22 protein-coding genes are annotated in these 24834 nt (G+C 73.5%); 12 read left to right on the forward strand and 10 right to left on the reverse strand.

Features of this window, described 5'->3' with window-relative positions; translation table 11 throughout:
- Positions 1-462 precede the first annotated feature (462 nt).
- A complete protein-coding gene (locus QRN89_RS15895; RefSeq protein WP_290350078.1) occupies positions 463-1968 on the forward strand; it encodes an alpha,alpha-trehalose-phosphate synthase (UDP-forming) in 1506 nt (501 codons plus the stop codon).
- A 214-nt stretch (positions 1969-2182) separates the two neighbouring features.
- Here QRN89_RS15895 and otsB read toward each other — a convergent pair whose 3' ends face one another.
- The 3 genes from otsB to QRN89_RS15910 form a co-directional block, all read right to left on the reverse strand.
- The gene (otsB, locus tag QRN89_RS15900) at positions 2183-3034 is read right to left on the reverse strand and encodes a trehalose-phosphatase (protein ID WP_290350079.1); all 852 of its coding nucleotides are present in this window, start codon (positions 3032-3034) and stop codon (positions 2183-2185) included.
- A gap of 61 nt (positions 3035-3095) precedes the next feature.
- On the reverse strand, positions 3096-3335 hold the full coding sequence (locus QRN89_RS15905) for a DUF3263 domain-containing protein (protein WP_290350080.1): 240 nt from the start codon (positions 3333-3335) through the stop codon (positions 3096-3098).
- Between the two features lie 440 nt (positions 3336-3775).
- On the reverse strand, positions 3776-5053 hold the full coding sequence (locus QRN89_RS15910) for an ABC transporter substrate-binding protein (protein WP_290353729.1): 1278 nt from the start codon (positions 5051-5053) through the stop codon (positions 3776-3778).
- Positions 5054-5213: 160 nt separating this feature from the next.
- On the opposite strand from QRN89_RS15910, the gene QRN89_RS15915 reads away from it, so the two are divergent.
- From QRN89_RS15915 to QRN89_RS15925, 3 genes are all read left to right on the forward strand, one after another.
- Positions 5214-6164, forward strand: coding sequence for an ROK family protein (locus tag QRN89_RS15915; protein ID WP_290350081.1), 951 nt, complete (start codon positions 5214-5216; stop codon positions 6162-6164).
- Positions 6164-7300, forward strand: a complete 1137-nt coding sequence (gene nagA, locus QRN89_RS15920) for an N-acetylglucosamine-6-phosphate deacetylase (RefSeq protein WP_290350083.1) — start codon at positions 6164-6166, stop codon at positions 7298-7300. Before QRN89_RS15915 ends, nagA begins: the two co-directional genes overlap by 1 nt.
- Positions 7301-7423: 123 nt before the next feature.
- Complete coding sequence (locus QRN89_RS15925) at positions 7424-8350, forward strand: 1-phosphofructokinase family hexose kinase (protein WP_290353730.1); 927 nt, start codon at positions 7424-7426, stop codon at positions 8348-8350.
- A 174-nt stretch (positions 8351-8524) separates the two neighbouring features.
- Here QRN89_RS15925 and QRN89_RS15930 read toward each other — a convergent pair whose 3' ends face one another.
- Positions 8525-9502: a CBM35 domain-containing protein gene (locus tag QRN89_RS15930; protein ID WP_290350084.1), complete on the reverse strand. Its 978-nt coding sequence runs from the start codon at positions 9500-9502 to the stop codon at positions 8525-8527.
- A gap of 133 nt (positions 9503-9635) precedes the next feature.
- On the reverse strand, positions 9636-11345 hold the full coding sequence (cdgB, locus tag QRN89_RS15935) for a diguanylate cyclase CdgB (protein WP_290350085.1): 1710 nt from the start codon (positions 11343-11345) through the stop codon (positions 9636-9638).
- 454 nt (positions 11346-11799) lie between these two features.
- Between cdgB and QRN89_RS15940 the strand changes: the two genes are divergently transcribed.
- Positions 11800-12309, forward strand: a complete 510-nt coding sequence (locus QRN89_RS15940) for a flavin reductase family protein (protein WP_290350086.1) — start codon at positions 11800-11802, stop codon at positions 12307-12309.
- Between the two features lie 103 nt (positions 12310-12412).
- Here the strand turns inward: QRN89_RS15940 and arfB are convergent, their stop codons facing one another.
- Complete coding sequence (arfB, locus tag QRN89_RS15945) at positions 12413-12847, reverse strand: alternative ribosome rescue aminoacyl-tRNA hydrolase ArfB (protein ID WP_290350087.1); 435 nt, start codon at positions 12845-12847, stop codon at positions 12413-12415.
- Between the two features lie 148 nt (positions 12848-12995).
- Between arfB and QRN89_RS15950 the strand changes: the two genes are divergently transcribed.
- Complete coding sequence (locus QRN89_RS15950) at positions 12996-13571, forward strand: TerD family protein (RefSeq protein ID WP_290350088.1); 576 nt, start codon at positions 12996-12998, stop codon at positions 13569-13571.
- 157 nt (positions 13572-13728) lie between these two features.
- Here QRN89_RS15950 and QRN89_RS15955 read toward each other — a convergent pair whose 3' ends face one another.
- Both QRN89_RS15955 and QRN89_RS15960 read right to left on the reverse strand, forming a co-directional pair.
- Positions 13729-15132 (reverse strand): M1 family metallopeptidase, encoded by a 1404-nt coding sequence (locus tag QRN89_RS15955; RefSeq protein WP_290350089.1) that lies wholly within the window; start codon positions 15130-15132, stop codon positions 13729-13731.
- Positions 15133-15290: 158 nt separating this feature from the next.
- The gene (locus QRN89_RS15960; RefSeq protein WP_290350090.1) at positions 15291-15848 is read right to left on the reverse strand and encodes a GlcG/HbpS family heme-binding protein; all 558 of its coding nucleotides are present in this window, start codon (positions 15846-15848) and stop codon (positions 15291-15293) included.
- A 407-nt stretch (positions 15849-16255) separates the two neighbouring features.
- Here QRN89_RS15960 and QRN89_RS15965 point away from each other — a divergent pair, with 407 nt between their 5' ends.
- The 3 genes from QRN89_RS15965 to QRN89_RS15975 all read left to right on the forward strand — a co-directional run bounded on the left by QRN89_RS15965 (position 16256) and on the right by QRN89_RS15975 (position 18954).
- Positions 16256-17473: a sensor histidine kinase gene (locus tag QRN89_RS15965; RefSeq protein WP_290353731.1), complete on the forward strand. Its 1218-nt coding sequence runs from the start codon at positions 16256-16258 to the stop codon at positions 17471-17473.
- The gene (locus QRN89_RS15970; RefSeq protein WP_290350091.1) at positions 17470-18099 is read left to right on the forward strand and encodes a response regulator; all 630 of its coding nucleotides are present in this window, start codon (positions 17470-17472) and stop codon (positions 18097-18099) included. Before QRN89_RS15965 ends, QRN89_RS15970 begins: the two co-directional genes overlap by 4 nt.
- Before the next feature lie 354 nt (positions 18100-18453).
- A complete protein-coding gene (locus QRN89_RS15975) occupies positions 18454-18954 on the forward strand; it encodes a hypothetical protein (protein ID WP_290350092.1) in 501 nt (166 codons plus the stop codon).
- A gap of 60 nt (positions 18955-19014) precedes the next feature.
- Here QRN89_RS15975 and QRN89_RS15980 read toward each other — a convergent pair whose 3' ends face one another.
- On the reverse strand, positions 19015-19689 hold the full coding sequence (locus QRN89_RS15980; protein WP_290350093.1) for a pentapeptide repeat-containing protein: 675 nt from the start codon (positions 19687-19689) through the stop codon (positions 19015-19017).
- A 99-nt stretch (positions 19690-19788) separates the two neighbouring features.
- On the opposite strand from QRN89_RS15980, the gene QRN89_RS15985 reads away from it, so the two are divergent.
- Together QRN89_RS15985 and QRN89_RS15990 are read left to right on the forward strand one after the other, a co-directional pair.
- Entirely contained in the window at positions 19789-20961 is a 1173-nt protein-coding gene (locus QRN89_RS15985; protein ID WP_390701576.1) for an NAD(P)-binding protein, read from the forward strand.
- Between the two features lie 161 nt (positions 20962-21122).
- Positions 21123-22118, forward strand: coding sequence for a zinc-binding dehydrogenase (locus QRN89_RS15990; protein WP_290350095.1), 996 nt, complete (start codon positions 21123-21125; stop codon positions 22116-22118).
- 254 nt (positions 22119-22372) lie between these two features.
- Here the strand turns inward: QRN89_RS15990 and QRN89_RS15995 are convergent, their stop codons facing one another.
- Entirely contained in the window at positions 22373-23329 is a 957-nt protein-coding gene (locus tag QRN89_RS15995; RefSeq protein WP_392854426.1) for an aminoglycoside phosphotransferase family protein, read from the reverse strand.
- Positions 23330-23367: 38 nt separating this feature from the next.
- Between QRN89_RS15995 and QRN89_RS16000 the strand changes: the two genes are divergently transcribed.
- A complete protein-coding gene (locus QRN89_RS16000; protein WP_290350097.1) occupies positions 23368-24762 on the forward strand; it encodes an NAD(P)/FAD-dependent oxidoreductase in 1395 nt (464 codons plus the stop codon).
- Positions 24763-24834: the final 72 nt, after the last annotated feature.

Raw genomic sequence — 24834 nt, forward strand, 5'->3', positions numbered from 1 at the left:
CGGCCCGTCGCCGCCGACCGGAACCGGGCGAACGGCCCGGGGACGAGAGGTGGCGGGTCCGCGTGCCCCGGCCGGTGGCCCGTGGTCGTGGGCGGTCGTGGGCCCGAGGTCGGGGCCCGTGGCCACACCGCCCGTGGTCGTCGTCGGCCGATGACGGGCCGGGCGACCGTGATCGTGGTCGTCGGCCGGTCCCCGGCGAACGCCGGGGGTGGGCGGACGACCGGTCCGGGCGGGGCCGGCCGTGCTCACGGGCCGGTACCGCGGCCACACCCGGGACCCGGGGCCGGCAGGTGACCGAACACGGGCCTACCGCCCCGGCGGTGTGGGCCGGACCCGGGGCCGACGTCCCGGGTGCCCGCCCGCCCCGTCGGCCCCGTGGTCGCGGGACGATCTCCGGCGGTCTCCGGCCACGCAGTCCGGCCGTACGTTTGAGCGGTTCCAGGAAGGGCTAGGTTTCGCGACATGGTCTCTGAGCACGAGCACGCCGCACGAGTTCTCGTCGCCTCCAACCGGGGCCCCGTCACGTACGTCTTCCGCGAGGACGGCACGCTGGACGCGAGGCGCGGCGGCGGTGGACTGGTGTCCGGGCTGTCGGCCATCGGCCCCGAGGCGGACGCCCTGTGGGTGTGCTCCGCGCTCGGCGACGGCGACCGCGAGGCGGTGCGGCGCGGGATCGGCGAACCGGGCGTACGGATGCTGGACATCGACGCCGCGGTGCACGCCGACGCGTACAACGGCATCGCGAACTCGGTGCTGTGGTTCGTCCACCACATGCTGTACCAGACGCCGCTGGAGCCCGTCTTCGACGCCGGGTTCCGGCGCCAGTGGGTGGCCTACGAGGCGTACAACCAGGCCTTCGCGCAGGCCCTGGCCGAGTCGGCGGCCCCGGACGCGGCCGTGCTGGTGCAGGACTACCACCTCGCGCTGGTGCCGGGCATGCTCCGGGACCTGCGGCCCGACCTGCGCATCGGCCACTTCTCGCACACCCCGTGGGCACCGCCGGAGTACTTCCGGATGCTCCCCGACGACATCGCCGAGCAGTTGCTCCTGGGGATGCTCGGGGCGAACCGGCTGGGTTTCCTGACCCAGCGATGGCTCGGCGCCTTCGAGAGCTGCTGCCGCCGGGTCCTGGCCGACCACGACGTGGACCCGCACTGGCCGAAGGACGGGCCGCCCAGCCTCGAGTACCGGCTGCGGGGGCACCGCCGGCGGCGGACCGAGCTGGGCGTGCACGGCCTCGGCGCCGACGCGGACTTCCTGCGGGAGCGGTCGCGGAAGCCCGACGTGGACGAGCGCATGGCCGCGCTGCGCGAGCAGATCGGCGGTGCGGAGCGGGGTCCGGACCGCCGGAAGACGATCGTGCGGGTGGACCGGACCGAGCTGTCGAAGAACATCGTGCGGGGGCTGCTCGCGTACCGCACCCTGCTGGACGAGCACCCGGAGTGGCGCGAGCGGGTCGTGCACATCGCCTTCGCCTACCCGTCGCGGCAGGACCTCGCCGTCTACCGCGACTACACGGCCGAGGTCTCCCGGGTCGCGGAGGAGATCAACGCGCAGTACGGGACGCCCGGCTGGACGCCCGTCCTCCTGCACGTGAAGGACGACTTCGCCCGCTCGCTCGCGGCGTACCGGTTGGCGGACGTCGCCCTCGTGAACCCCATCCGCGACGGGATGAACCTCGTGGCCAAGGAGATCCCGGTGGTCTCGGAGGCCGGGTGCGCGCTGGTGCTGTCGCGCGAGGCGGGCGCGTACGCGGAACTCGGCGACGAGGCGCTGGTGGTGAACCCGTACGACGTGTCGGGCACGGCCGACGCCCTCCACCAGGCGCTGTCCATGCCGGACGCCGAACGTGCGGAGCGCAGCAAGCGCCTGGCCGCCGTTGCGACGGCGCTGCCGCCGCAGCAGTGGTTCCTGGACCAGCTGCGCGCGCTGGAGGCGCTGGACGAGGGCGTCACGGAAGCGGACTGACACGGGGCGTGGGGTCCCGGCGGCGCGCCGGGCCCCGCGCCGTGCGCCCTGGGCCGGGGTCTCCGGTCCCGCGAGCCCTGCCCCCGCACTCACCGTCACGCGGCGCACCCCGTCCCACCCCCGGCGGGGCCGTCCGGGGTCACTCCTCACGAGGACGCACACCCCTCCGCACGCGGCGGAACGGCGCGCGTCGGGCCCCGACGCGGGACGCGCTCTAGGCTCGGCCCCCGACGCGGTCCGCCAGCGCGGCGAGGAACGCGACGACGGCGGCGGGCCCGGGCAGCGGGAGGTCGGCGCGCTCGGCGAGTTCGGGGACCTCACCGCCACTGCAGACGAGCAGTCCGGGCACCCCGTCCGAGCGAAGTTTCTCCACGGCGGCGAAAGCGGCCAGGTCACCGAGGTCGTCACCGGCGTAGACGACCGCCGCGGCGTTCACCTCGCGGACGTACTCGGCGAGCGCGATGCCCTTGTCGACACCCGGCGGGCGCACCTCGAGGACGAGACGGCCCGGCTCGACGATCAGCCCGTGACGCGCGGCGAGATCGGCGACCGGGTCGCGCAGCGCCTCGAACGCCGCCTTCGGGTCCTCGGCGCGGCGGGTGTGCACGGCGACCGCGCGGCCCTTCTCCTCGATCCAGGTGCCCTGCCAGACCCCCATCGAGTCGAGGAGACCGGGCAGCTCGGCCCGTACGGCGGCGACGCCCGGATGCTCGGGCTGGGCGTGGACGGTGCCGGTGACGGCGTCCCACCGCTCGGCGCCGTAGTGCCCCAGGACGACGAGGTGCTCCAGGCCCTCGACACCGGCGAACCCGCCGTACCGCACGGCGACCCCGGCCGGCCGGCCGGTCACCACGACGACCGACTTCACCAGCGGCGCCAGCCGCGCCAGCGCGGGCACCGTCGCGGGATGCGCCCTCGCCTGTTCGGGGTCCGGGACGATCTCCGCGAGCGTCCCGTCGAAGTCCAGCGCGACCACGCTCTCAGACGGCCGTTCGAGGACTGCGGCGAGCCCTTCACGGCCGGCGGCGGTGGTCGGTTCCGGCAGTGCGTGCGAGTAGCTGCCCATGCTCCGACCCTATCGACGGGACCCCCGCTCAGCTACGGCGCGCGGCGGCCTCCTCGGCGCGTCACCGCCGCGCCCGCTGTGCTTCCCGGACGCGCCGCAGCCGGTTCACCGTCACGGGGTCGTGTGCGAGGGCGCGCGGGTCGTCCAGGAGGGCGTTGAGGAGCTGGTAGTAGCGGGTGGGGGAGATGCCGAGGTCCTCCCGTATCGCCCGCTCCTTGGCGCCGGGCCCGGACCACGACGCCCGCTCGAAGGCGAGTACGGCGCGGTCACGCCCGGAGAGTTCGTCGCGGTCGTCGGTCATATCAGCAACATATCCGGCCCCCCGGACAGCGCAGTGGCGTCGGGCGAACGGGTGATTCCGGCCAGGTCGCACCACGCCGGGCGCACACCCGGCGCGACGGGCGGCGCCCGCGGCCCGGCACGCACCACGGCGACGGCAGGTCGCGGAACAACCCCCGCGCCCGGAAACGCCCGCACCGCCCGGAAACGCCCCGGCCGAAGATGCCCGCACCGCCCGCATCGCCCGTGGCCGAAGGCGCGCGGGACCGCCCGAAACCGCCCGGCCCCGAGGCGGACCCGGACCACCCGGGCCCGTCCGAACCCGCCGTCGAGGCGCTGGGCCCGAGCCCCAGCCCGGACACACGGCCCGGACACACGGCCCGACCACGCGGCCCGAGCCTCAGTCCGGACACGCGGCCCGGAGCGCGTCCGCCCCGCCACTGGGTGCCCGCTTCCGCCCCGCTACTCCGCGTGCGCTTCGCTCTCCGCCTTCGCCGCGTCGCTCGCGATCCGGTTCAGCACGGCCGCCGGGTCGCCCTGCGGCGCGACCGCGCCGCCGATGTTCCGCTTCACACTCGCGCTGACCTTCGCCCAGGACGTCTCGCCGGACGGGTACAGCTCGGACGTCGGCAGCGCCTCGAGGAACTTCCACAGGCGCTTGTGCTTGTCGTCCACCGCCATCGCCTCGCTGGCGCTGACCGTCACCGGGAGGATGTCGTAACGGTCGGAGAACTCCAGGACGTTCTTGTCGCTGTAGGCGAAGTCGAGGAAGCGGCCGATCTCCTTGCGGTGGCCGTTCTGCCTGAACGCCATCATCCAGTCCGCCACGCCCATCGACGCCCGGGCCTTGCCGTCGGCGCCGGGCATCGGGACCATCCCGACCTTGATGCCCTTCTTCTCGGCCTGCTGCATCAGCGTGGGGTGGCCGCTGAGCATGCCGACCTCGCCGCGGGTGAACGCCTCGAATGCCTGGGCGCGGTCCAGCTTCCCGGGCGCGACGGGGCCCGTGAGGCCGGGGGTGACCAGGTTGTCCCTCAGCCAGGCGAAGGTGCTGACGTTCTGCTTGGAGTCGATCTCGTAGGAGCCGCCGTAGGGATCGCGGTAGCCGCCGCCCCCGCTCAGCATCCAGATCATCGCCTCCGCCTGGGACTCCTCGGAGCCGAGCGGCAGGGCGAAGGGGTACGTCACCCCGCGCGCCTTCAGCCGCTCCGCCGCGGCACGCAGCTGCGACCAGTCCTCCGGGGCCTCGATGCCGGCGTCGGCGAACAGCTCCTCGTTGAAGAACAGCAGCCGCGTGCTGGCGGCGAACGGCAGACCGTACTGGCCCCGTTCGGTCTGGCCCGCCTCGCTCAGCTCCGGCAGGAAGTTGGCCTGCGTGGGGATCGTGACGAGTTCGTCGACGCGGTACAGCCTGTCCTGGTCGGCGTAGTCGGCGTAGGCGCCGATCTGGGCGATGTCCGGGGCGTTGCCGTCGGCCACCATCTCGGCGACCTTGCGGTCGACGTCCTTCCAGGAGTGGACCTCGACGTCGACCGTGATACCGGGATTGCCGGCCTCGAACGCGTCGGCGAGCTCGTCCCAGTACTTCTGCGAGGAGTCCCCCGCGCCGTTGCCGTAGTCGGCGGCGACCAGCCGGATGGTCACGTCGTCCGGCCCCGCGGAGCTGCCGCAGCCCGTCAGGGCGATCGTCGTACCGAGTGCGACCCCCGCCGCCACCAGAGAGATGTAGCGCCGCTGCACGCCCTGTTTCCCCACCTTGTTGTGCTTGATCCTTAACGATAGAGGTCTACACCACCCTGCCGACGATTGCGAAACGGGACCGGTCACCGCTTTGTACACGCGCGCAACAATCCGAGCAGTGGACTAGACCTTTTCCGGTCCGACGCGCGAGACTGTACGCGTGAGACACGTCATCGCCCTCGATGTGGGCGGCACCGGGATGAAGGCCGCCCTCGTCGGGGCGGACGGCGCGCTGCTGCACGAGTCGCGCCGGGCGACCGGCAGGGACCGCGGGCCCGAGGCCGTCGTCGAGGCGATCCTCGGCTTCGCCGCCGAACTGCGCGCCCTCGGCGAGGAACGGTACGGCGAGAGCGCCGCCGCGGCCGGCGTCGCGGTCCCCGGGATCGTCGACACCGCGAGCGGCGTCGCCGTCTACGCGGCCAACCTCGGCTGGCGCGACGTCCCGCTGCGCGCCCTGCTGGCCGCGCGCCTCGGCGGGGTGCCGGTCGCCCTCGGCCACGACGTCCGCACCGGCGGTCTCGCGGAGGGCCGCATCGGGGCGGGCCGCGGCACCGACCGCTTCCTGTTCGTCCCGCTCGGTACGGGCATCGCCGGCGCGATCGGCATCGGCGGCGCGATCGAGGAGGGCGCCCACGGCTGCGCCGGCGAGATCGGCCACGTCGTCGTCCGTCCCGGCGGCCCGGAGTGCGGCTGCGGACAGCGCGGCTGTCTGGAGACCCTCGCCTCCGCCTCCGCCGTGTCCCGCGCGTGGGCGGCCGCGAGCGGCGACCCGGAGGCCGACGCGGCCGACTGCGCCAAGGCCGTCGCCTCCGGGGACGGGGCCGCCGCACAGGTGTGGCAGGAGGCGGTCGACGCCCTCGCCGACGGGCTCGTCACCGCCCTCACCCTGCTGGACCCCCGGACGCTGATCATCGGTGGCGGGCTCGCGGAGGCAGGAGAAACCTTGTTCACACCGCTGCGGGCCGCGGTGGAGGCGCGCGTCACCTTCCAGAAGCTGCCCGCGATCGTCCCGGCGGCCCTCGGGGACACCGCCGGCTGCCTCGGCGCCGGGCTCCTCGCCTGGGACCTGCTCGACACGTCCGACACACTCACCACGGAGGTAACCGGCTGATGGCCGACCGGATGGTTCTCACGGGCGCCCGGGTGGTGCTGCCCACCGGGGTCGTCGAGAACGGGCGGGTGACGGTCGAGGGGACCCGGATCGCCGGGCACGCCCCGACCGACGCACCCTCCGTCGACCTGTCCGGCCACTGGCTGGTCCCCGGCTTCGTGGACATGCACAACCACGGCGGCGGCGGGGCCTCCTTCACCTCCGGGTCGGCCGAGGACGTGCTCACCGGAGTACGCACCCACCACGAGCACGGCACCACCACGATGGTCGCCTCCACCGTGACCGGCGCCATGGACTTCCTCACCCAGCGCGCCGGATTCCTCTCCGAACTCGTGGAGCAGGGCGACCTGGCCGGCATCCACTTCGAGGGCCCGTTCATCTCGCCCTGCCGCAAGGGCGCGCACAGCGAGGAACTGCTGCGCGACCCCGAACCGGCCGAGGTGCGCAAGCTCCTCGACGCCGCCCGCGGCACCGCGCGGATGGTCACCCTCGCGACCGAACTGCCCGGCGGCATCGAGTCCGTACGGCTGCTCGCCGAGCACGGCGTGATCGCCGCGATCGGCCACACCGACGCCACGTACGAGCAGACCGTCGCGGCGATCGACGCGGGCGCCACCGTCGCCACGCACCTCTTCAACGCCATGCCCGCCCTCGGCCACCGGGCCCCCGGACCGATCGCCGCGCTGCTGGAGGACGAGCGGGTCACCGTCGAGCTGATCAACGACGGTACGCATCTGCACCCGGCGGCCCTGGAGCTGGCCTTCCACCGTGCGGGCGCCGCGCGGGTCGCGTTCATCACGGACGCGATGGACGCGGCCGGTTTCGGCGACGGCGTCTACCACCTGGGTCCGCTGGCGGTCGAGGTCAAGGAGGGCGTCGCCCGCCTGGTGGAGGGCGGCTCGATCGCCGGCTCCACGCTCACCCTCGACACCGCGTTCCGCCGGGCTGCGACCGTCGACGGGCTGCCCGTGGAGGACATCGTCCAGGCGATCTCCGCGAACCCGGCCCGGCTGCTGGGCCTCCACGACAGGGTGGGGTCGATCGAAGCCGGCAAGGACGCCGATCTCGTCGTGCTGGACGCCGACTTCACGCTCAAGGGCGTGATGCGCAAGGGCGCGTGGGTGGTCGAGCCGTAGCGCGGACCGGAGCGCGCTGGATTGGGGCGGTTGGCCTACGGGGGACTGGGCCAACCGCCCGGTTTTTGGCATGATCAGGACCCGTCCGGCGATGGCGAACGCATGCTCAGGGGGGTGTCCACGGTGATCCTCACGGTCACGCTGAACACCGCCCTCGATCTGACCTACCGCGTTCCCTCCCTCGTGCCGCACAGTTCGCACCGCGTCTCCGAGGTCGGTGAACGCCCGGGCGGCAAGGGGCTGAACGTCGCCCGGGTGCTGGGGGCACTCGGCCACGAGGCGGTCGTCACCGGTTTCGCCGGCGGCCCCAACGGCGAGACCCTGCGCGATCGGCTGGCCGGGCTCCCCGTGCGCGACGCGCTCGTACCCGTGGCCGGGAACACCCGGCGCACGCTCGCCGTGGTCGACGCCTCGACGGGCGACACCACCCAGTTCAACGAGCCGGGTCCGACCGTCACGCCCGAGGAATGGGCCGCGTTCCTCACCACGTACGAGTCGCTGCTGCGCGAGGCCGAAGCGGTCGCGCTGTGCGGCAGCCTCCCGCCGGGCATCCACGTCGGCGCCTACGCCGAGCTGGTCCGCCGGGCCCGTGCGGCCGGTGTCCCGGCCCTCCTGGACACCAGCGGCGAACCGCTGCGCCGCGGTATCGCGGCCCGCCCCGACCTGGTCAAGCCGAACGCCGACGAGTTGGCCCAGCTCACCGGCTCCCGCGAGCCCCTGCGCGCTACGCACGCCGCCCGCCGCCGGGGGGCCCGCACGGTGGTGTCCTCCCTCGGCCCCGACGGCATCCTGGCGGCCACACCGGAGGGCATCTGGCAGGCCACCCCGCCCGGAAAGGTCCTCGGCAACCCGACCGGCGCCGGCGACTCGGCCGTCGCCGGGCTGCTGTCGGGCCTCGTCGACGCCCTCCCGTGGCCGGACCGCCTCGCCCGCGCCGTGGCCCTCGCCACGGCGACCGTCCTCGCCCCGACGGCCGGCGACTTCGACCGTGCCTCCTACGAGGACCTGCTCCCCCGGATCACGGTCACGGAGCACGCCCCGGCGGCGTGACGCCGGACACCGGCGCCCCGGACGCCCGGAGGGCACCTGCTCCGGACGTACTCGGAGGGCGCTCCGCTCCCGGACGCAGGCAGACCCGCGCGGGTTTCCGAAGTCCGGGGAAACGACGAAGCGCCCCGGCGGAAGCGGATTCCGTCCGGGGCGCGACTCACGACGCGGCGGCGATCAGTTCGGCGCGCCGGTCCTGACCTCGAGGTAGTCGAGGATCGCGTCGCACTGGTTGCCCTGCTCGCACGAGAGCTTGATCTCGTTCTGGCCCTTCTTCAGGTTCACGGGCGCCCAGGTGGTCTGCCAGTTCTTCTCCCAGTTCGGGTCCTTGGAGCCGATGAAGTTCTTCAGACCGATGGGGTTGCTGTTCGCCTTGCCGTTGACCGAGAGGGTCGCGTCGGCGTCCTTGGCGGGGATGGCGTACCGCACGTAGAGGCGGTACTGGCCCTCCTGATCGATGTTCGCGTTCCACGTCACCGAGGCGCCGACCGCGTTGAAGCCGGTCACATAGGCGCCGTCGGCGCCCTCCGCACCCTTGATGTCCTTGGCGAGGACCGCCGGCGGGCCGAGGCGCAGCGTCGCCGCGTCCTGCTTCGGCAGCTCGACCGGCTTCTCCTCGTCGTCCTTCGCGGGGTCGTCGCTCGGGCCGGCCTCGTCCGCGGGAGCGGTGTTGTTCTGGCCGGCCTGCGGGTTCTCCGTCTTGTCGTCGCCGCTCGTCATCACCGCGGCGGTGATGCCGATCACCACCACGGCCACGACCGCGACGGCGCCGATGAGCAGACCCCTGGTGTTCGGCCCGCGGCCCCGGCCGCTCCCGCCGCCGGGAGGCATCGGGACCTGGCGGGTCGGGGCGCCACCGGGGTAGGTCTCGGGCGCCGCGTACTGGGGGCTGGGCTGCTGGCCGTACTGCGCCTGGTGCGGGACCTGGCCGTACTGCTGCCCGGCCTGCGGCTGCTGGCCGTACTGGCGCTCGCCGACCGTTCTGACCTGGTTGTACGACGTCCTGGGCACACCGGGCTGGGCGGCCGGACCGGGGTAGCCGTAGCCGCCCTGGCGGGGAGTCGAGGTGCCGCCCGCCTGCTGCCCGTCCGCGTACAGGTAGCCGAACGGATCGTCGTCCTCGGGCTTGCTCGCGCCGTTGTTCCCGGCCGTCATCCCTGGTCACTCCTATCCTTGCTCGCCAGCCGTCGCCGACCGGCCGAGCCTACCCCGTCTGAGCTACTCCAAGGACGGCTCCAGGGACCCGACCGGTTCCCCCGCTTCCGTGGTCCGGCGCGTGCGCGGACCCCTATCCGGCGCGTCTGTGGACCTTGGCCCGGGAGCGCTTCTCGATGTACATCCGCTGGTCGGCGGACTGGAGCACCTCTTCGACGGACATTCCGCAGACCGCCCAGCCGATCCCGAAGCTCGCCCCGACCCGGACCGCCCGTCCGTCCACCCGGATGGGCGGAATGATCGCGTTCCGGAGGCGAACGGCCAGGTCGGCGGCGTCCGCGGCGCCGAGGCCGTCGGCGAGGACGACGAATTCGTCACCTCCGAGCCGGGCGACGGTGTCCCCGTCCCGCACACCGGTGGTGAGCCGGCGGGCGACCTCGATGAGGACGGCGTCGCCGGTGTTGTGCCCGAAGCGGTCGTTGATCGACTTGAAGCCGTCCAGGTCGCAGAAGAGCACGGCGAGGCCCTTCGTCCCGTCGTCGACCCCTCCGTCCATGGCGGGCGCGACGGCATGCACATGATGGTCGTACGGGATTCCGGGCCCGTCGAAGTCGAATCCGTCGGCGCGAAAGCCGCTTTCGGCGTCCCCGTCGTCGTATCCACCCGCGTAGCCGTTCTCGCCGTAGCCGCCGTCCGCGTAGTCGCCGTAGGGGTAGTCCGGCACGTCCAGGGTCCGGCCGGCCTCCTGCCGCGCCCCCTGGGGGCGCTCGCACAGCCGGGCGCTGAGCCGGGCGCGCAGCTCGGCGTTGTTGGGCAGTCCGGTCAGTGCGTCGTGGCTGGCCCGGTGTGCGAGGTGGAGTTCGTGCCGCTTGCGCTCCTCGATGTCCTCGACGTGCGTGAGAAGGAAGCGGGGGCCGTCGGCGGTGTCGGCGACGACGGAGTTGCGCAGCGAGACCCAGACGTACGTGCCGTCGCGACGGCCGAGGCGCAGTTCGGCGCGTCCGCCCTCGGCGGAGGTCCGCAGCAGGGTGCCGATGTCCTCGGGGTGGACGAGATCGGCGAAGGAGTACCGACGCATCGCCGACGCGGGGCGGCCGAGCAGCCGGCAGAGGGCGTCGTTGGTGCGGAGCAGCCGGCCGTGCTGGTCGCCGCCCATCTCCGCGATGGCCATGCCGCTCGGCGCGTACTCGAACGCCTGCCGGAACGACTCCTCGCTGGCGCGCAGGGCCTGCTGCTCGCGCTCCAGGCGGACCAGAGCGCGCTGCATGTTTGCTCGGAGCCGGGCGTTGCTGATCGCAATCGCCGACTGTGAGGCGTACATCTGGAGCGCTTCCTGGCCCCAGGCGCCCGGGCGGCGCCCGTTGCGGGGCTTGTCGACGGAGATGACACCGAGCAGCTCGCGTCCGCCGCCCGAGGCGTACATCGGCGCGTAGAGCCGGTCCTGGGGGTGCCACTCGCCCTCGAAGCGCGGCTCGGGGCCTTCCGTGTACCACTGCGGAACGTCGTCCTCCAGCAGCACCCAGCCCTCGGTGTGCGGTATGAAGCGCAGCTCGCCCCACGCCTCGCCCATGCCGAGCCGGCGCTCCCAGGAGGTCCGGGAGCCGACACGCCCGGTGATCAGGGCTTCCGCCGCGGTGTTCCCGGCGAAGGCGGCGACGACGAGATCCCCGTCAGGGCGTACGAGATTGACGCATGCCAGCTCGTACCCCAGCCCGGCCACGATGCCGTCGGCGACGGTCTGCAGCGTGTCCGCCAGGCTGCGGGCCGTGTTGAGGTTCGCCACGACCTGATGCAGCTGCCTCAGGGTCGCAAGACGGACGTACGGCTCCGACTCGGTCTCCATCGCTCGCTCTCCCCGAGACCTCGAACAGCTGACTCCAGGTTCCTCATCGACTCCACTGGTGCACCCATTTGGTGCAGTGTCCCCGCCACTGAATCACAGCGAGCTGTCCACCCGGTACACAGGGTCAACAAATACTGGACTCTGTGACTCAAGTCACAACAGATGATGATGGGGATCGCGTGCGCGGCAGGGGCGTTCCGCCCTTCTTGAACGCAAATTCCGACAGGGTCCGAGCAGGATGCGACGGGAGCCGGACAGGAACCACGAAGGAACCGGACCGGCATACGGGCAGATGTCCGGCCGTCGGTCACCGGAGCGGGCGCCCCGGCCCGGAGTCCTAGGACCCGGCTGGTCCTCTGGCCCGATGTGGCGGAGCGGGGGACGAGGTTAGCGTTCGGCCGTGCCACAGACGAGCCCCACCCCGAGTACCACGACCGTCCTCCATGCTGAGGGGGTGAGCGACGACGAGTTCCGTGCCGCCATGTCCCGGCTGGCCGCCGGAGTGGTGCTGATCACGGCGCACGAGCCGCCCTTGGCGGAGGACGGGCCGCGCGGGGACGACGTCGGCATGACGGCGACGTCGTTCATGTCGGTGTCCCTCGACCCGCCGCTGGTGCTCGTGAGCCTGCGCAACGGCTCACGCATGGACGACCTGCTGGCCGAACAGCCCACATGGGGCGCGTCGGTGCTCTCCGAGAGCCAGCGGCACATCGCCGGCCGGTTCTCGATGAAGGGACGCATCAGCGACCGGCTCCTGTTCGAGGACATCGCGTACACCCGCGGGGAGGTGTGCGGCGCGCCCCTGATGGGCGGGGCGCTGGCGGTCCTCGAGTGCCGCACCGAGCAGCGCGTCGAGGCGGGCGACCACACCCTCGTGATCGGCCGTGTGCTGAAGGCGGGCCTGCCCAGCACGGAGGGCGGCCCCCTGACCTACTTCCGGGGGCGCTACCGGCACTTGGGCTGACGGGCGACGGGGCGCCGGCCCGGGCACGGGACGACGAACGGGTTCGGGCGCGGCACCCGAGCACCCCGAGCTCTCCGGGCGACCGGGCCCACGGTCCCCCGGGTCACCAGTCGCGGGCGCTGCGGCCGCGCTTGGTCTCCCCCCGGCGCTTCTTCTCCCGCAGACGGCGTTCGTTGATGCCGCGGGGGATCTTCGTGGCCCGGCGCGGCCGCGGGGGCGGAGCGGTGGCCTCCGCGAGGAGTGCCGCCAGACGGACCGCCGCCGCCTCCCGGTTGCGCCACTGCGAGCGGTGCTCGGACGACCGGACACTGATCACGCCGTCGTTCAGCCGGGACGCCAGCCGCTCCAGCGCCCGCTCCTTCCACACGGCCGGCAGCGCCTCCGTCGCGGCGAGGTCGTAGCGGAGCTCCACCTGGGAGTCGCTCGTGTTGACGTGCTGGCCGCCGGGACCCGACGACCGCGAGAAACGCCACATGAGCTCGGCCTCCGGCAGGGAGACCGAGCCGCGGATGAGATAGGGCCCGGACATACGTCCCATGGTCGCGTCCATGGCCGACCCGCGTCACGTTCTTTTCCCGGTCGGCGGGGAACCTGGTGGCACTCGGTCCGCGTTAAGGACGGTGACGGTAGCTTCGGGAAGCACGAAGCCCGATCGCACTGCACCCGACCAGGAAAGGGACCTCCCCATGGCTGTAAGCCTGTCCAAGGGCGGCAACGTCTCGCTCACCAAGGAGGCACCGGGCCTGACCGCCGTCACGGTGGGCCTCGGCTGGGACGTCCGCACCACCACCGGCACCGACTTCGACCTCGACGCCTCCGCCATCGCGGTGAACAACGGCGGCAAGGTCGTCTCCGACGGCCACTTCGTCTTCTTCAACAACAAGTCGACGCCGGACCAGTCCATCGTCCACACCGGTGACAACCGCACCGGCGAGGGCGGCGGCGACGACGAGCAGATCAACGTCAACCTGGCCGGGCTCGCCGCGGACGTCGAGAAGATCGTCTTCCCGGTCTCCATCTACGACGCCGAGAACCGCAGCCAGAACTTCGGTCAGGTGCGCAACGCCTACATCCGCATCGTGAACCAGGCGGGCGGCGCGGAGATCGCCCGCTACGACCTGAGCGAGGACGCCGCCACCGAGACCGCCATGGTCTTCGGCGAGCTGTACCGCAACGGCGCGGAGTGGAAGTTCCGTGCGGTCGGCCAGGGTTACGCCTCGGGCCTGGTCGGCATCGCCCAGGACTTCGGCGTCAACGTCTGACACACGCGCACACGCGCCCCGAAGGTTCCGGTCGCCGTCCCGGCCGGGACCTTCGGCACCCAGGCCGCGGAAACGGCCGTCGGCCACGGGGCCACGGCCATCGGCCCACGGGGCTGTACGGCCAAAACGGCCACGGAACGCGACGGGCCCTCGGGCGCTACGGCTTCGAGGGCCTGCCGTCCCCGTACAACCACACGTCCCAGAGCTCCGTGAGGTCCTCGCCGGTCTTCTCCTCCACATAGGCGATGAAGTCCTCGGTGGACGCGTTGCCGTGGCGGTGCTCCTGCGGCCAGCCCTTCAGCAGGGCGAAGAACGCGTCGTCGCCCACGGTCTGCCGGATCTTGTGGAGGACCATCGCGCCGCGCCCGTACACCGGCGCTCCCAGGAGGTCGTCCGTCGGCGGTTCGGCGGGCGGGAAGGCCCAGTTGCCGTCGTCCTCGAACTCCTTCTCGAAGCGCTTCTGCGCCGGGACGTCGTTGAAGTCCTCGTCGTACAGCCACTCCGCGTAGGTCGCGAAGGCCTCGTTCAGCCACACGTCCTTCCACGCCTTCGGCGAGACCGAGTTGCCGTACCACTGGTGGGCCATCTCGTGGACGAGGAACTCCTCGTTGAACGCCCCGGCCGGGTACACGGGCCGGGTCTGGGTCTCCAGCGCGTAGTTCACGTCGTCCGCGCGCTCGACGATCGCCCCGGTGGACGAGAAGGGGTACGGGCCGAAGTTCTCCTGCGCCCAGTCCAGCACCTCGGGCAGGCGGGCCCGCACCTTCTCGCTCTGCGCGGCGACGGTCCTGTCCACGGCAGTGAACTCCGGCACGCCCCGCGCGGGGCGTGAGGTCTTCACGTCGTACTCGCCGACGCCGACGGTCGCCAGATAGCTCGCCATCGGCTCGGCCGAGTGCCAGGCGAACGCGGTCCTGCTGCCGCCGGCCACGGGCCGCTGGGACCTGAGCTCCCCGTTGGAGACTGCGGTGAGCCCCTTGGGCACCGTCACGGTGATGTCGTAGGCGGCCTTGTCGCTGGGGTGGTGGTTGCCGGGGAACCAGGCCATCGAGCCCTGCGGCTCGCCGAGCGCGACGGCCCCGTCCTCGGTCCGCAGCCAGCCTTCCTCGGAGCCGTCCGGGTCCTTCACGGTCTTCGGGCTGCCGGAGTACCGGACGACGGTCGTGAAGGTGCTGCCGTCGGCGACGGCCTCGCGCGGGCGGACAGCGAGCTCGTCGCCCGCGCGCGTGGCCTCGGCCGGGGCTCCGTTCACGGTCACGCCGTCGACGGCCAGTCCGTGCAGGTCGAGGTTGAAGGAGCTGAGGTCCTGGGTGGCGCGAGCGGTGACGGTCGCCGTGCCGCTGAGCCGGTTCGGCTTCGGGTCGTAGTCCAGGGCGAGGCCGTAGTGCCGTACGTCGTACCCGCCGTTGCCCTGCCCGGGGAAGTACGGATCCCGCAGCCCCGCGGCCCCGGGTCTGCCGGCGGCATCGGCGCCGTCGCCGCTCCCCGTGCAGGCCGAGGCCGCGAGCACGAGGAGGGCGGCGACGGGCGCCAGGGCACGGAGGAGCGGTCGCTGGTCCACACGGCGATCCTATGTGCGGAATGTCCGACTCCGTCGGGCGGTGGGTGTGACATCCGCACCCGCGGCGCGACGGCCCTCCGCCCACCGGAAGCGCCCGGCGAGGGCGGGGCGGGAGCCACCCGGCCCGAGGCGGCGACGCCGGCCGCCCGCCCCGCGGGCTACCCGGCGAGGGCGGCGACGCCGGCCCGGGCGAACGTCTCGTCGAGGTCACCGCTCGGGGCACCCGCGACGCCGATGCCCGCGATCGGGGCGCCCTCCGACCGGACCGGTGCGCCACCGCCGAGGAACAGCGTGCCGGGGATGTCCTTCAGGTTCGGCGCCTGCCGGAGCCGCTCGGCCAACTCGGAGGTGGGCGCGTTCCAGGAGACCGCGGTGAACGCCTTGCGCTGCGCGGACTCGTACGACTGCGGGCCTGCCCCGTCGCCGCGAAGGACGACGATCGTGTTGCCGTTGCGGTCGACCACGGCCACGGTGACCCGCTGGTTGTCCTCCTGGGCGGCCTCCAGCACGGCCCGGGCCGCCCTGGTGGCCGCCGCGACGGTCAGATGCGTGGTCTGCTGCAGATTGCGGTTCGCGGCATCGGCCTTCACTGCGGCGGGGGCGGCCACGGCCGGGGCGGAGGCGTTCGCGGAGACCGCGCCGAAGGTACCGGCGCCGAGCGCGGCGGCGGCGAGGGCACCGGTCAGGACGCGGGCACGCAGCGAGAACTTCTTCATGGGACAACTCCTCGAGGGGCGGGACGGACATCGGGCCGGACACCCTGCGTCCGGGCGCACGAGCAGGCACGCACGCGTCCGGGCTACCGGGTTTCCCGACGGCGGCCGTCCGGCAGGGCGGGCCGACCGGCCGGGGCAACCGGTGGTGTGGGGCCGGGGCGACGCTCGTCGCCCCGCCATCGATCCTCCGGCCGGGGACGGACCCGGACGGTCGGCGAAGCGGATGCCTCCGGCCGACCCGGCGGACGACGGTCGGGTCAGCCGATCGGCTGATGCGCACCTGGCTCCGCCGGGTCACGATGGGGGCATCCGTGCAGGTCGGCGAGGAGTGATGGACGGTGGACCAGACCCCCGGCGCGCTCCGGCCCCCGGACCCGGACCCGGACGCCCGATGGCTCGCACGGGTCATGCACGCCGCTTTCTTCCTGCTGCTCGGTGCCTCACTGGTGCGCTATCTGCTGCGGCATCCCTGGGAGGACCGCTCCCCGTGGGTGATCGGTCTCTCGGCGGCGCTCGCGGGGCTGTACGTCCTCGGCCCGGTCCTCGGCCCCCGGGCCGCACCCCGCCGTCTCGCCTGGCTCGGCACCGTCGTCGCCGTCTGGATGGTCCTCGTCGTGCTCGCGCCGAGCTTCGCCTGGTGCGCGGTGCCCCTCTTCTACACCGGCCTGCGCACCCTCCCGCCGCGCGCCGCCCTGGTACTGGTCGGCCTGCTCACCGCCTTCGTCGTGGCCGCGCAGCTCAAGCTCGCGCACGGCGGCTTCGACCCGAACCTGTTGATCGCACCGCCTGCGGTCGCCGCCATCGCGACCGCGGTCTACGTCCACGCGGAACGTCTCTCCGCGCGGCAGCGGGCGCTGATCGACGATCTGCTCAGGACCCGGCGCGAACTGGCCGCGACCGAGCGCCGCGAGGGCACGCTCGCCGAGCGCCAGCGGCTGTCCATGGAGATCCACGACACCCTCGCCCAGCAGCTGTCCAGCCAGCAGATGCTGCTGCAGGCCGCCGACCGCGTCTGGGACGGGGACCCGGCGGCCGCGCGGCGCCACGTCCGTACCGCCGAGTCCATCGCGGAGCGCAGCCTCGCCGAGGCCCGACGCTTCGTCCACGACCTCGCGCCGGTCGATCTCGCGGAGGGCGGCGGACTGGAACGGGCCCTGCGGACGCTCGCCGAGCGGGAGTCCGCGGACTTCCGGGTGGACGGCGCGGCGGTCCCGCTGCCCGACCGGGTCCAGTCGGCGCTGCTGCGCATCGCCCAGGGAGCCCTGGCCAACGTCCGTGAGCACGCCGAGGCGGGCTCCGCCGCGCTGACCCTCACGTACCTCGGCGACCAGGTCGTCCTCGACATCGCGGACGACGGCCGGGGCTTCGAGCCGACGGGCGCGCCCCCGCGCGACCGCGGACACGGCCTGCCGGCGATGCGGGCACGGGCGCGTCAGCTCGGCGGCACGCTGACCGTCGAGTCCGCGCCCGGGGAGGGCACGGTGCTCTCGGCCGCCATCCCGTTGGAGCCCCGGGGGGACGCCAGGAGCCCGAAGAAGCCGGGGAGCACGGGAAACCCGGGGCCCCCGAAGCACCAGGGGACCCCGAAGAACCCGCCGAACCCGAAGCCCCCGGAGTCGTCATGACCGTACGGATCCTGCTCTGCGACGACCACGCCGTCGTACGGGCCGGGCTGCTCGCACTCCTCGGCAGCGAGCCCGGCATCGAGGTCGTCGGCGAGGCGGGCAGCGGCGAGGAGGCGGTCGCCATGGCGGCGAAACTGATGCCCGACGTGGTGCTGATGGACCTGCAGCTGGGCCCGGGCATCGACGGCGTGGAGGCGACCCGCCGTGTCACCGCGCTGCCCGGCGGCGGCGTGCGCGTCCTGGTGCTGACGACGTACGACACGGACGCGGACGTCACCCGGGCCATCGAGGCCGGAGCGACCGGCTATCTGCTGAAGGCCGAACGTCCGGAGGAGCTCTTCGCCGCGATCCGTTCCGCGGCCCAGGGCCGCACCGCCCTGTCGGCCCCGGTCGCGACCCGGGTGATGGACCACATGCGCGGCACCGCCCGACCTGCGCTGACCGCACGGGAACGCGACATCCTGGGCCAGCTCGCCCGGGGGCTGGGCAACCGCGAGATCGCCCGGGCGCTGTTCATCAGCGAGGCCACGGTGAAGACCCATCTCGGGCGCATCTACGCCAAGTTGGGCGTCGACACCCGTGCGGGCGCGGTGGCGGTGGCGAAGGAGCAGCGACTGCTGCCATGAGCGCCCCGCGGTGCGCGGACGACGACCCCTGCGCCGCCGCGCCCTGAGAACCTGCCGGTGCCGAGGTCGAAGGCGAGTGGGGCGGGGAGCGGGACGACCCCGGAGAGCCTGTACGTCGCCTGGCTCCGGTAGTCGTCCCGGAAGGCCGTGTGCACAGCACCGCCCTTCGTGCTCGCCGTCGGCGGGAGGCGTCGGGGCCACTCGGTTGACTCGGCAACGCCGCGCGTCGCCGTGCCGGGCGTCGCGGCGGGGCGAACGTTGCCTGAGGTGGCACCACAGGGCGACTCTCGCCGGAATCCGTCGGCGATCACCCGAGCGTGCGAACGAGCCGCTTCGCCGTGACACCATCGGAGCGTGCTCGACATCGGCTACTCCCTCTCCCGGCGCTTCCCGGACCCTCCGCAGACCGACTACCGGACCGCGGACGTCCACGCCCTGCGCCACGACCTCTTCTGCGGCGACGTCTACCTCGCCGACACCAAGGCCGACCGTGAGGTGTCCACGGCCTGGGGATGGGTGCCGGTGCTCGACTTCGCGTGGGCACTGTGCGACATCGTGGAGCGGCTGGACCGGGACCCCAAGGGCAGCCGGGCCGCGCAGCCGCAGTACGCGGAGATCGACTTCACCGAGTCGGCCGACCGCATGCTCTTCGAGCGCCGCTTCGGCTGGGTGGACGTCGAGGCCGACTGGATGCCCGGCGACGAGGCACCGCTCACCTTCAACCACGGCGAACTGCGCCGCGAGGCACGGGACTTCCTGCACGACCTCGTCGCCGACCTCACCGACATGCACGAGGGGCTCGCCGACAACCCCGTCGTCTGGGACCTCCAGGCCCGCTTCCCCCGTCTGCCCTGAGGCACCGGGCTCCCCCTCTCGCCCAGGCGCCCCGACGCCCGCCCTGCGATCCCTCCGCACTCAATCCTCGACGCGCACCCCCGCCTGCGCCGCGAACGCCGGCGCCAGGTCGAGCAGTTGGGCCGTACTGATCACCGCTCCCGACAGCCCCTCCACGCCCCGGGCGAGGTCGAGTGCGGTCACCTGCCGCAGATCGACGTCCCGCATCCGCGCTCCGCTGAAGTCCGCCCCGCGCAGCGCGCAGTCACGGAACTCCACCCGCTCCAGCTGCGCTGCCCCGAAGTCCGGCTCGGACAGCACGCAGCCCTCGAACACCACGTCCTTCAGCCGGGCGTTGCGCAGGTTCAGGTAGTCGATCTTCCCACCGTGCACCACGACGCGCTCCAGGGCACCACCGTGCAGCTGCACACCGCCCAGCCGCGCGTCCACGACCTCCGCGTCCCGCAGGGAGGCGCCGGCGAGATCCGTGCCGACTCCGCGCACACCCGTCAGGACCGAGTCGATGAACCGCGCGTTCACCAGCGAGGTCTCGTCCAGCACACAGTCCCGCAGCGCGCAGTCAAGGAACCGCGCACCCGCTCCGTCCCCGCCCGACAGATCCAGCCCGGCCAGCTCCATCCCGTCGTAGTCGCCGTCCGGTTCGAGCCCGCCGCCCTCGAACGGACGCAGGGGCGGAAGCCGCACCTCCGGCCGCCGCGCCGCCGCCACCCGTGTCTTCCCGCTCCTCCGCGCCATGGCCCATGGTGACGCACACCACTGACAGTGCCGGGCTCCCGATGTCACAAAGCCGCCGCCGGCGCCCGTCCCCAGGGGGAAGACGACGAAACGGAGCAGATCGTGGCCACCAAGCCCCGCATCACCGTCATCGGCGCCGGACTCGCCGGACTCACCGCGGCCATCGCGGCCACGGAGTCCGGCGCCCGCGTCACCCTCCACGAGTCCCATCGCACGCCGGGCGGCCGGGCCCGCACGGCGGAAGGCCCGTACCGCACCAACGAAGGCCCCCACGCCCTCTACGACGGCGGCCCGCACTGGACCTGGCTGGCCCAGCGCGACCTCATCGGCCCGCTCGCCCCGCTCCCCGCGCACGAAGCCGTCCGGCTGCGGGTCCACCGTGGCGGCCGACTCCGGCGCGTGCCGCCCGCCGCGATGCTGCGCCTCCTGCGCCACGGCCCCGGCGAAGCCCCCGTGGACAGCGACTTCCTGTCCTGGGCCGCGGGGCTCGTCGGCGAGGAGGGCGCACGCGCGGCGGCCAACTTCACCGCGGTCGCGCTCTTCCACCACGACCCGGGTTCGCTCTCCGCGGCCTTCGTCCACCAGCGGCTGCGCCGCGCGGCGGCGCTCCGGCCCGAGGCCCGCTGTCCGCGTGGCGGCTGGGGCAGTCTGATCGAGCGGATGATCGGCCACGCCTGGAACTTGGGCGTCCGGATCGAGACCGGCTCCCGCGTCGACACGCTTCCCGAGGACGGCCCGGTCATCGTCGCCACCTCACTCGACGCCGCCCGGCGGCTCCTCGGCGACGACAGCCTGCGCTGGGAGAGCGGCCGTACGGCCCTCGTCGACCTGGCACTGCGCACGCGCAGGGGCGACCCCTTCGTGATCTCCGATCTCGACGCCCCCGGCTGGCTCGAACGCTTCACCGCCCAGGACCCGTCCCTCGCTCCGGCCGGGGAGCAGCTCGTCCAGGCCCAGTTCCCCCTCGCCCCCGACGAGACCCGGGCCGACGGCGTCGCCCGCGCGGAGCACCTCCTCGACCTGGGCTTCCCGGGCCGGCGTGAACGCACCACGTGGTGGCGCGACTCGGTCGCGGCGGGCCGTACGGGGGCGGTCGACCGCCCCGGTACGACCTGGCGCGACCGCCCCCGTATCGACCGGGGCGACGGCGTCTTCCTCGCGGGCGACCAGGTCGCGGCCCCGGGGCTGCTCTCGGAGGTGTCGTTCACCAGCGCCCTGGAGGCGGCGACCCTCGCGGTGCGTACGGCCCGGCTCGACCTCAACCCCGCCTGAACGAGGGTCCGCCCCACGAGGCTTGACCTCAACCTTGCTTGAGGTTGAAGAGTGGACCCGCCAACGCCCCACGGCGCCCGGTGCGGAACGCGGAACACCTCAGGTCCCGTGCCGCCCCGGCGCCCGGGCACCCGCACCCGCACTCAGCAGGGGGAGCCCTCATGCGCGCCGTACGTCTCCATGCCTTCGGCCCGGCCGACCACCTCACCCACGAGACCGTCGACGACCCCGAGCCCGGACCCGGCCAGGTCCGGATCGCCGTCGCCGCGGCCGGCGTCCACCTTCTCGACGCCGCCCTGCGCGAAGGTCTGCCGGGGCCGTTCCCCGGGCCCGCCGCCCTGCCCACCGTCCCCGGCCGCGAGGTCGCCGGGACGGTCGACCGCGTCGGCGAGGGCACGGACGAGAGCTGGCTCGGCAAGCGCGTCGTCGCGCACCTCGGCCTGGCGCCCGGCGGCTACGCGGAGCTCGCCGTCACCGGGGCCGACCGGCTCCACGAGATCGCCGACGGGCTGGACGAGGCGGAGGCCGTCGCCATGATCGGGACCGGTCGTACCGCCCTCGGCATCCTCCAGTACACCGACCTCGGCCCCGACTCCGTCGTGGTCGTCCCCGCAGCGGCCGGGGGCATCGGCACCCTCCTCGTCCAGTACGCCAAGAACGCGGGCGCCACGGTCGTCGGCCTCGCCGGCGGCCCCGCGAAGGTCGCCCGCGTCACCGCCAACGGCGCCGATCTCGCCGTCGACTACACGCTCCCCGACTGGCCAGCCGAGGTCCGCGCGTACCTGGGCGAAAGGGCCGCCACCGTCGTCTACGACTCGGTCGGCGGTGACACCGGCCGCGCCGCCGTGGACCTGCTCGGCAAGGGCGGCCGGCACATCGTGTTCGGCTGGTCCAGCCAGGGCATCCGCGACGGATCCGCCCTCACCTTCACCGACGAGGAGCTCTCCGAACGGGGCATCACGTCCGAGTCGGTCCTCGGCCCCGCCATGCTCGAGAAGGCCGGAGGTCTGCGCGCCCTCGAGACCCGCTCCCTGGCCGAGGCCGCGGCGGGCCGGCTGCGGCCCGCCGTCCACCGCTTCCCGCTCGCCGAGGCGGCGGCCGCCCATCGCGCGATGGAGACGCGCGGCACGATCGGCAAGGTCGTCCTGATCCCGTGACCGGCCGGGGCCGACCGCGCCGCCGCGCGTTCACGGCCCCGGTTCACCGCCCCGTTCCCCGCAAGCAGGCCACCGCCCCGGTCCAACACCCCGTTCACGGCCCCGGTTCACCGCCCCGTTCCCCGCAAGCAGGCCACCGCCCCGGTCCAACACCCCGTTCCCCGCGTCGGTTCACCGGCCCCGTTCCCCGCAAGCAGGCCACCGCCCCGCTTCACCGGCCTCGTTCCCCGCGTCGGTTCACCCCGCTCACCCGTTCACCGCCCCCGCAGGATCCGGGCGATCGACACCTGCTCGGACCGCAGGCGCGTTCCCCCGTCCTCGACGTCCCACAGCCCGTTCTGCAGCACCCTCCCCAGCGTCCACGCCCGTGCCCGCTCCCGGTCGAGGCCCAGCCGCTCGGTCAGCAGGTCGAAGCGGCGGAGCGTCGTGCCGGCGTCGAACCGGTTGTCGAGGGCGGGCATGAGGTCGAACCCCGGATCGCCGGCCAGCGGCTTCGGGTCGATCGCGAGCCACGGCTCCCGCTCGGCGGCCAGCACGTTGTCGTAGTGCAGGTCCCAGTGCAGCAGCCGGTCCCCGGGCTCGGCCATCACCTCGCGCACCGCGGCCGCGCAGTCCCTCAGCAGCCGGCGGTCCTCCTCGTCCGCCAGGCCCGCCAGCACCCCCGGCAGCCGCTCCAGCATCCCCGCCGCGATGTCCCCGAGCCGCCGCAGTCCCCCGGCGGGCGCGGGCACGGCCGTCAGCCGCGCCAGCAGATCCGCCAGCACCTCGACCGCCTCCGCCTCGTCCGCCACGTCCGACAGATGACGCCGCTCCCCGCCCCCGCTCCGACCCCCGTCCCCGGGGACGCCGAGCCATTCCAGGAGCATCGTCCCCGTCGCCGCGTCGTGTTCCAGCAGCCGTACCGCCCCGGCCCCCGCCCAGATCCGCAGGCCCAGCGGCTCACCGACCGTCTCCTCGTCAGCCAGTTGCATCTTCAGCGCCGCGCGCGAGCCGTCCGCCACGCGCGCGACCGGCAGCACCAGCGACGCCACCCCGTTCATCGGACGCCCGGTGACCACCAGCCCCCACCGCTGCGTGAACTCCTCCGCCAGACGCGGCAGCGCCGCGACGAACGCCCGACCCGCCTCGCCGTTGTACCGGAGCTGCGACTCGACCAGTTCGCCGGGAATCTCGATCACGCGTGGATCGTAGGACCGCCCGCCCCGGCCCACCTGGACAGTCCGACAGCCACCGGTGTACGAACAGCCCCATGACGAGCACGATCAACGGCGGCATCTCCTTCTGGTACACGGACGACGGCATACCCGCGCCGCGCGAACCCCTGCCGGGCGACTCGACCGCCGACGTGTGCATCGTCGGCGGCGGATACACAGGGCTGTGGACGGCGTACTACCTCAAGAAGGCCGTCCCCTTCCTCAACATCACCGTGCTCGAGGCCAGGTTCTGCGGCTACGGCGCCTCCGGACGCAACGGCGGCTGGCTGTACAACGGCATCGCGGGCCGCGACCGCTACGCCCGTCTCCACGGCCACGACGCCGCCGTACGCCTCCAGCAGGCCATGAACGACACCGTCGACGAAGTGGTCCGCACCGCCGCGGAGGAGGGCATCGACGCCGGTGTCCACCAGGGCGGCGTCCTCGAGGTCGCCTACACGCCCGCCCAGCTCGCCCGCCTCAAGGCGTTCCACGCCACCGAGGTCTCCTTCGGCGAGAAGGACCGCGAACTGTACGGCGCGCGGGAGACCGCCGAGCGCGTCCGCGTCGCCGGAGCGGTCGGCTCCAGCTGGACCCCGCACGGCGCCCGTCTGCACCCCGTCAGGCTGCTCAAAGGACTCGCAACCGCGGTCGAGGCACTCGGCGTCACCGTCCACGAGTCCACCCCCGTCACGGAGATCAGGCCCAAGCACGCGGTCACTCCGTACGGCACCGTCCGCGCGCCCTACGTCCTGCGCTGCACCGAGGGCTTCACCGCCTCCCTGGCCGGCCAGCGCCGGACCTGGCTGCCCATGAACTCCTCCATGATCGCCACCGCGCCGCTCCCGGAGGAGGTCTGGGAGGAGATCGGCTGGTCCGGCCGCGAGACCCTCGGCGACATGGCCCACGCCTACATGTACGCCCAGCGCACCGCCGACGACCGCATCGCGCTCGGCGGCCGCGGCGTCCCGTACCGCTTCGGCTCCCGCACGGACAACGACGGCAGCACCCAGGCGGCCACGGTCGACGCCCTCCGGGCGGTCCTCGTCCGGTTCTTTCCCCAGCTCACCGGCACGGAGATCACCCACGCCTGGTCCGGCGTCCTCGGCGTGCCCCGCGACTGGTGCGCCACGGTCACCCTGGACCGCTCCTCCGGTCTCGGCTGGGCGGGCGGCTACGTCGGCTCCGGCGTGGCCACCGCCAACCTCGCCGCACGCACCCTCCGGGACCTCATCCAGCAGGACTCCGGCCAGGCCGGCCCGACCGAACTCACCGCGCTCCCCTGGGTCGGCCACAAGGTCCGCACATGGGAACCCGAGCCCTTCCGCTGGCTCGGCGTCCGCGCCCTCTACGCCGCCTACCGCCGCGCCGACCGCCACGAACTCACCCACCACACGGCGGAGACGGCACGCATCGCCACGCTGGCGAACCGGATCTCCGGCCGCCACTGAACGCGTCCGGCCCGTCCGGACGGCGAACGGCCCGTGGCAGGTGCGCAACGGGCCGTTCACGATCGCGGGATC

The sequence above is a fragment of the Streptomyces sp. HUAS CB01 genome (assembly GCF_030406905.1).
GTDB lineage: Bacteria > Actinomycetota > Actinomycetes > Streptomycetales > Streptomycetaceae > Streptomyces > Streptomyces chengbuensis.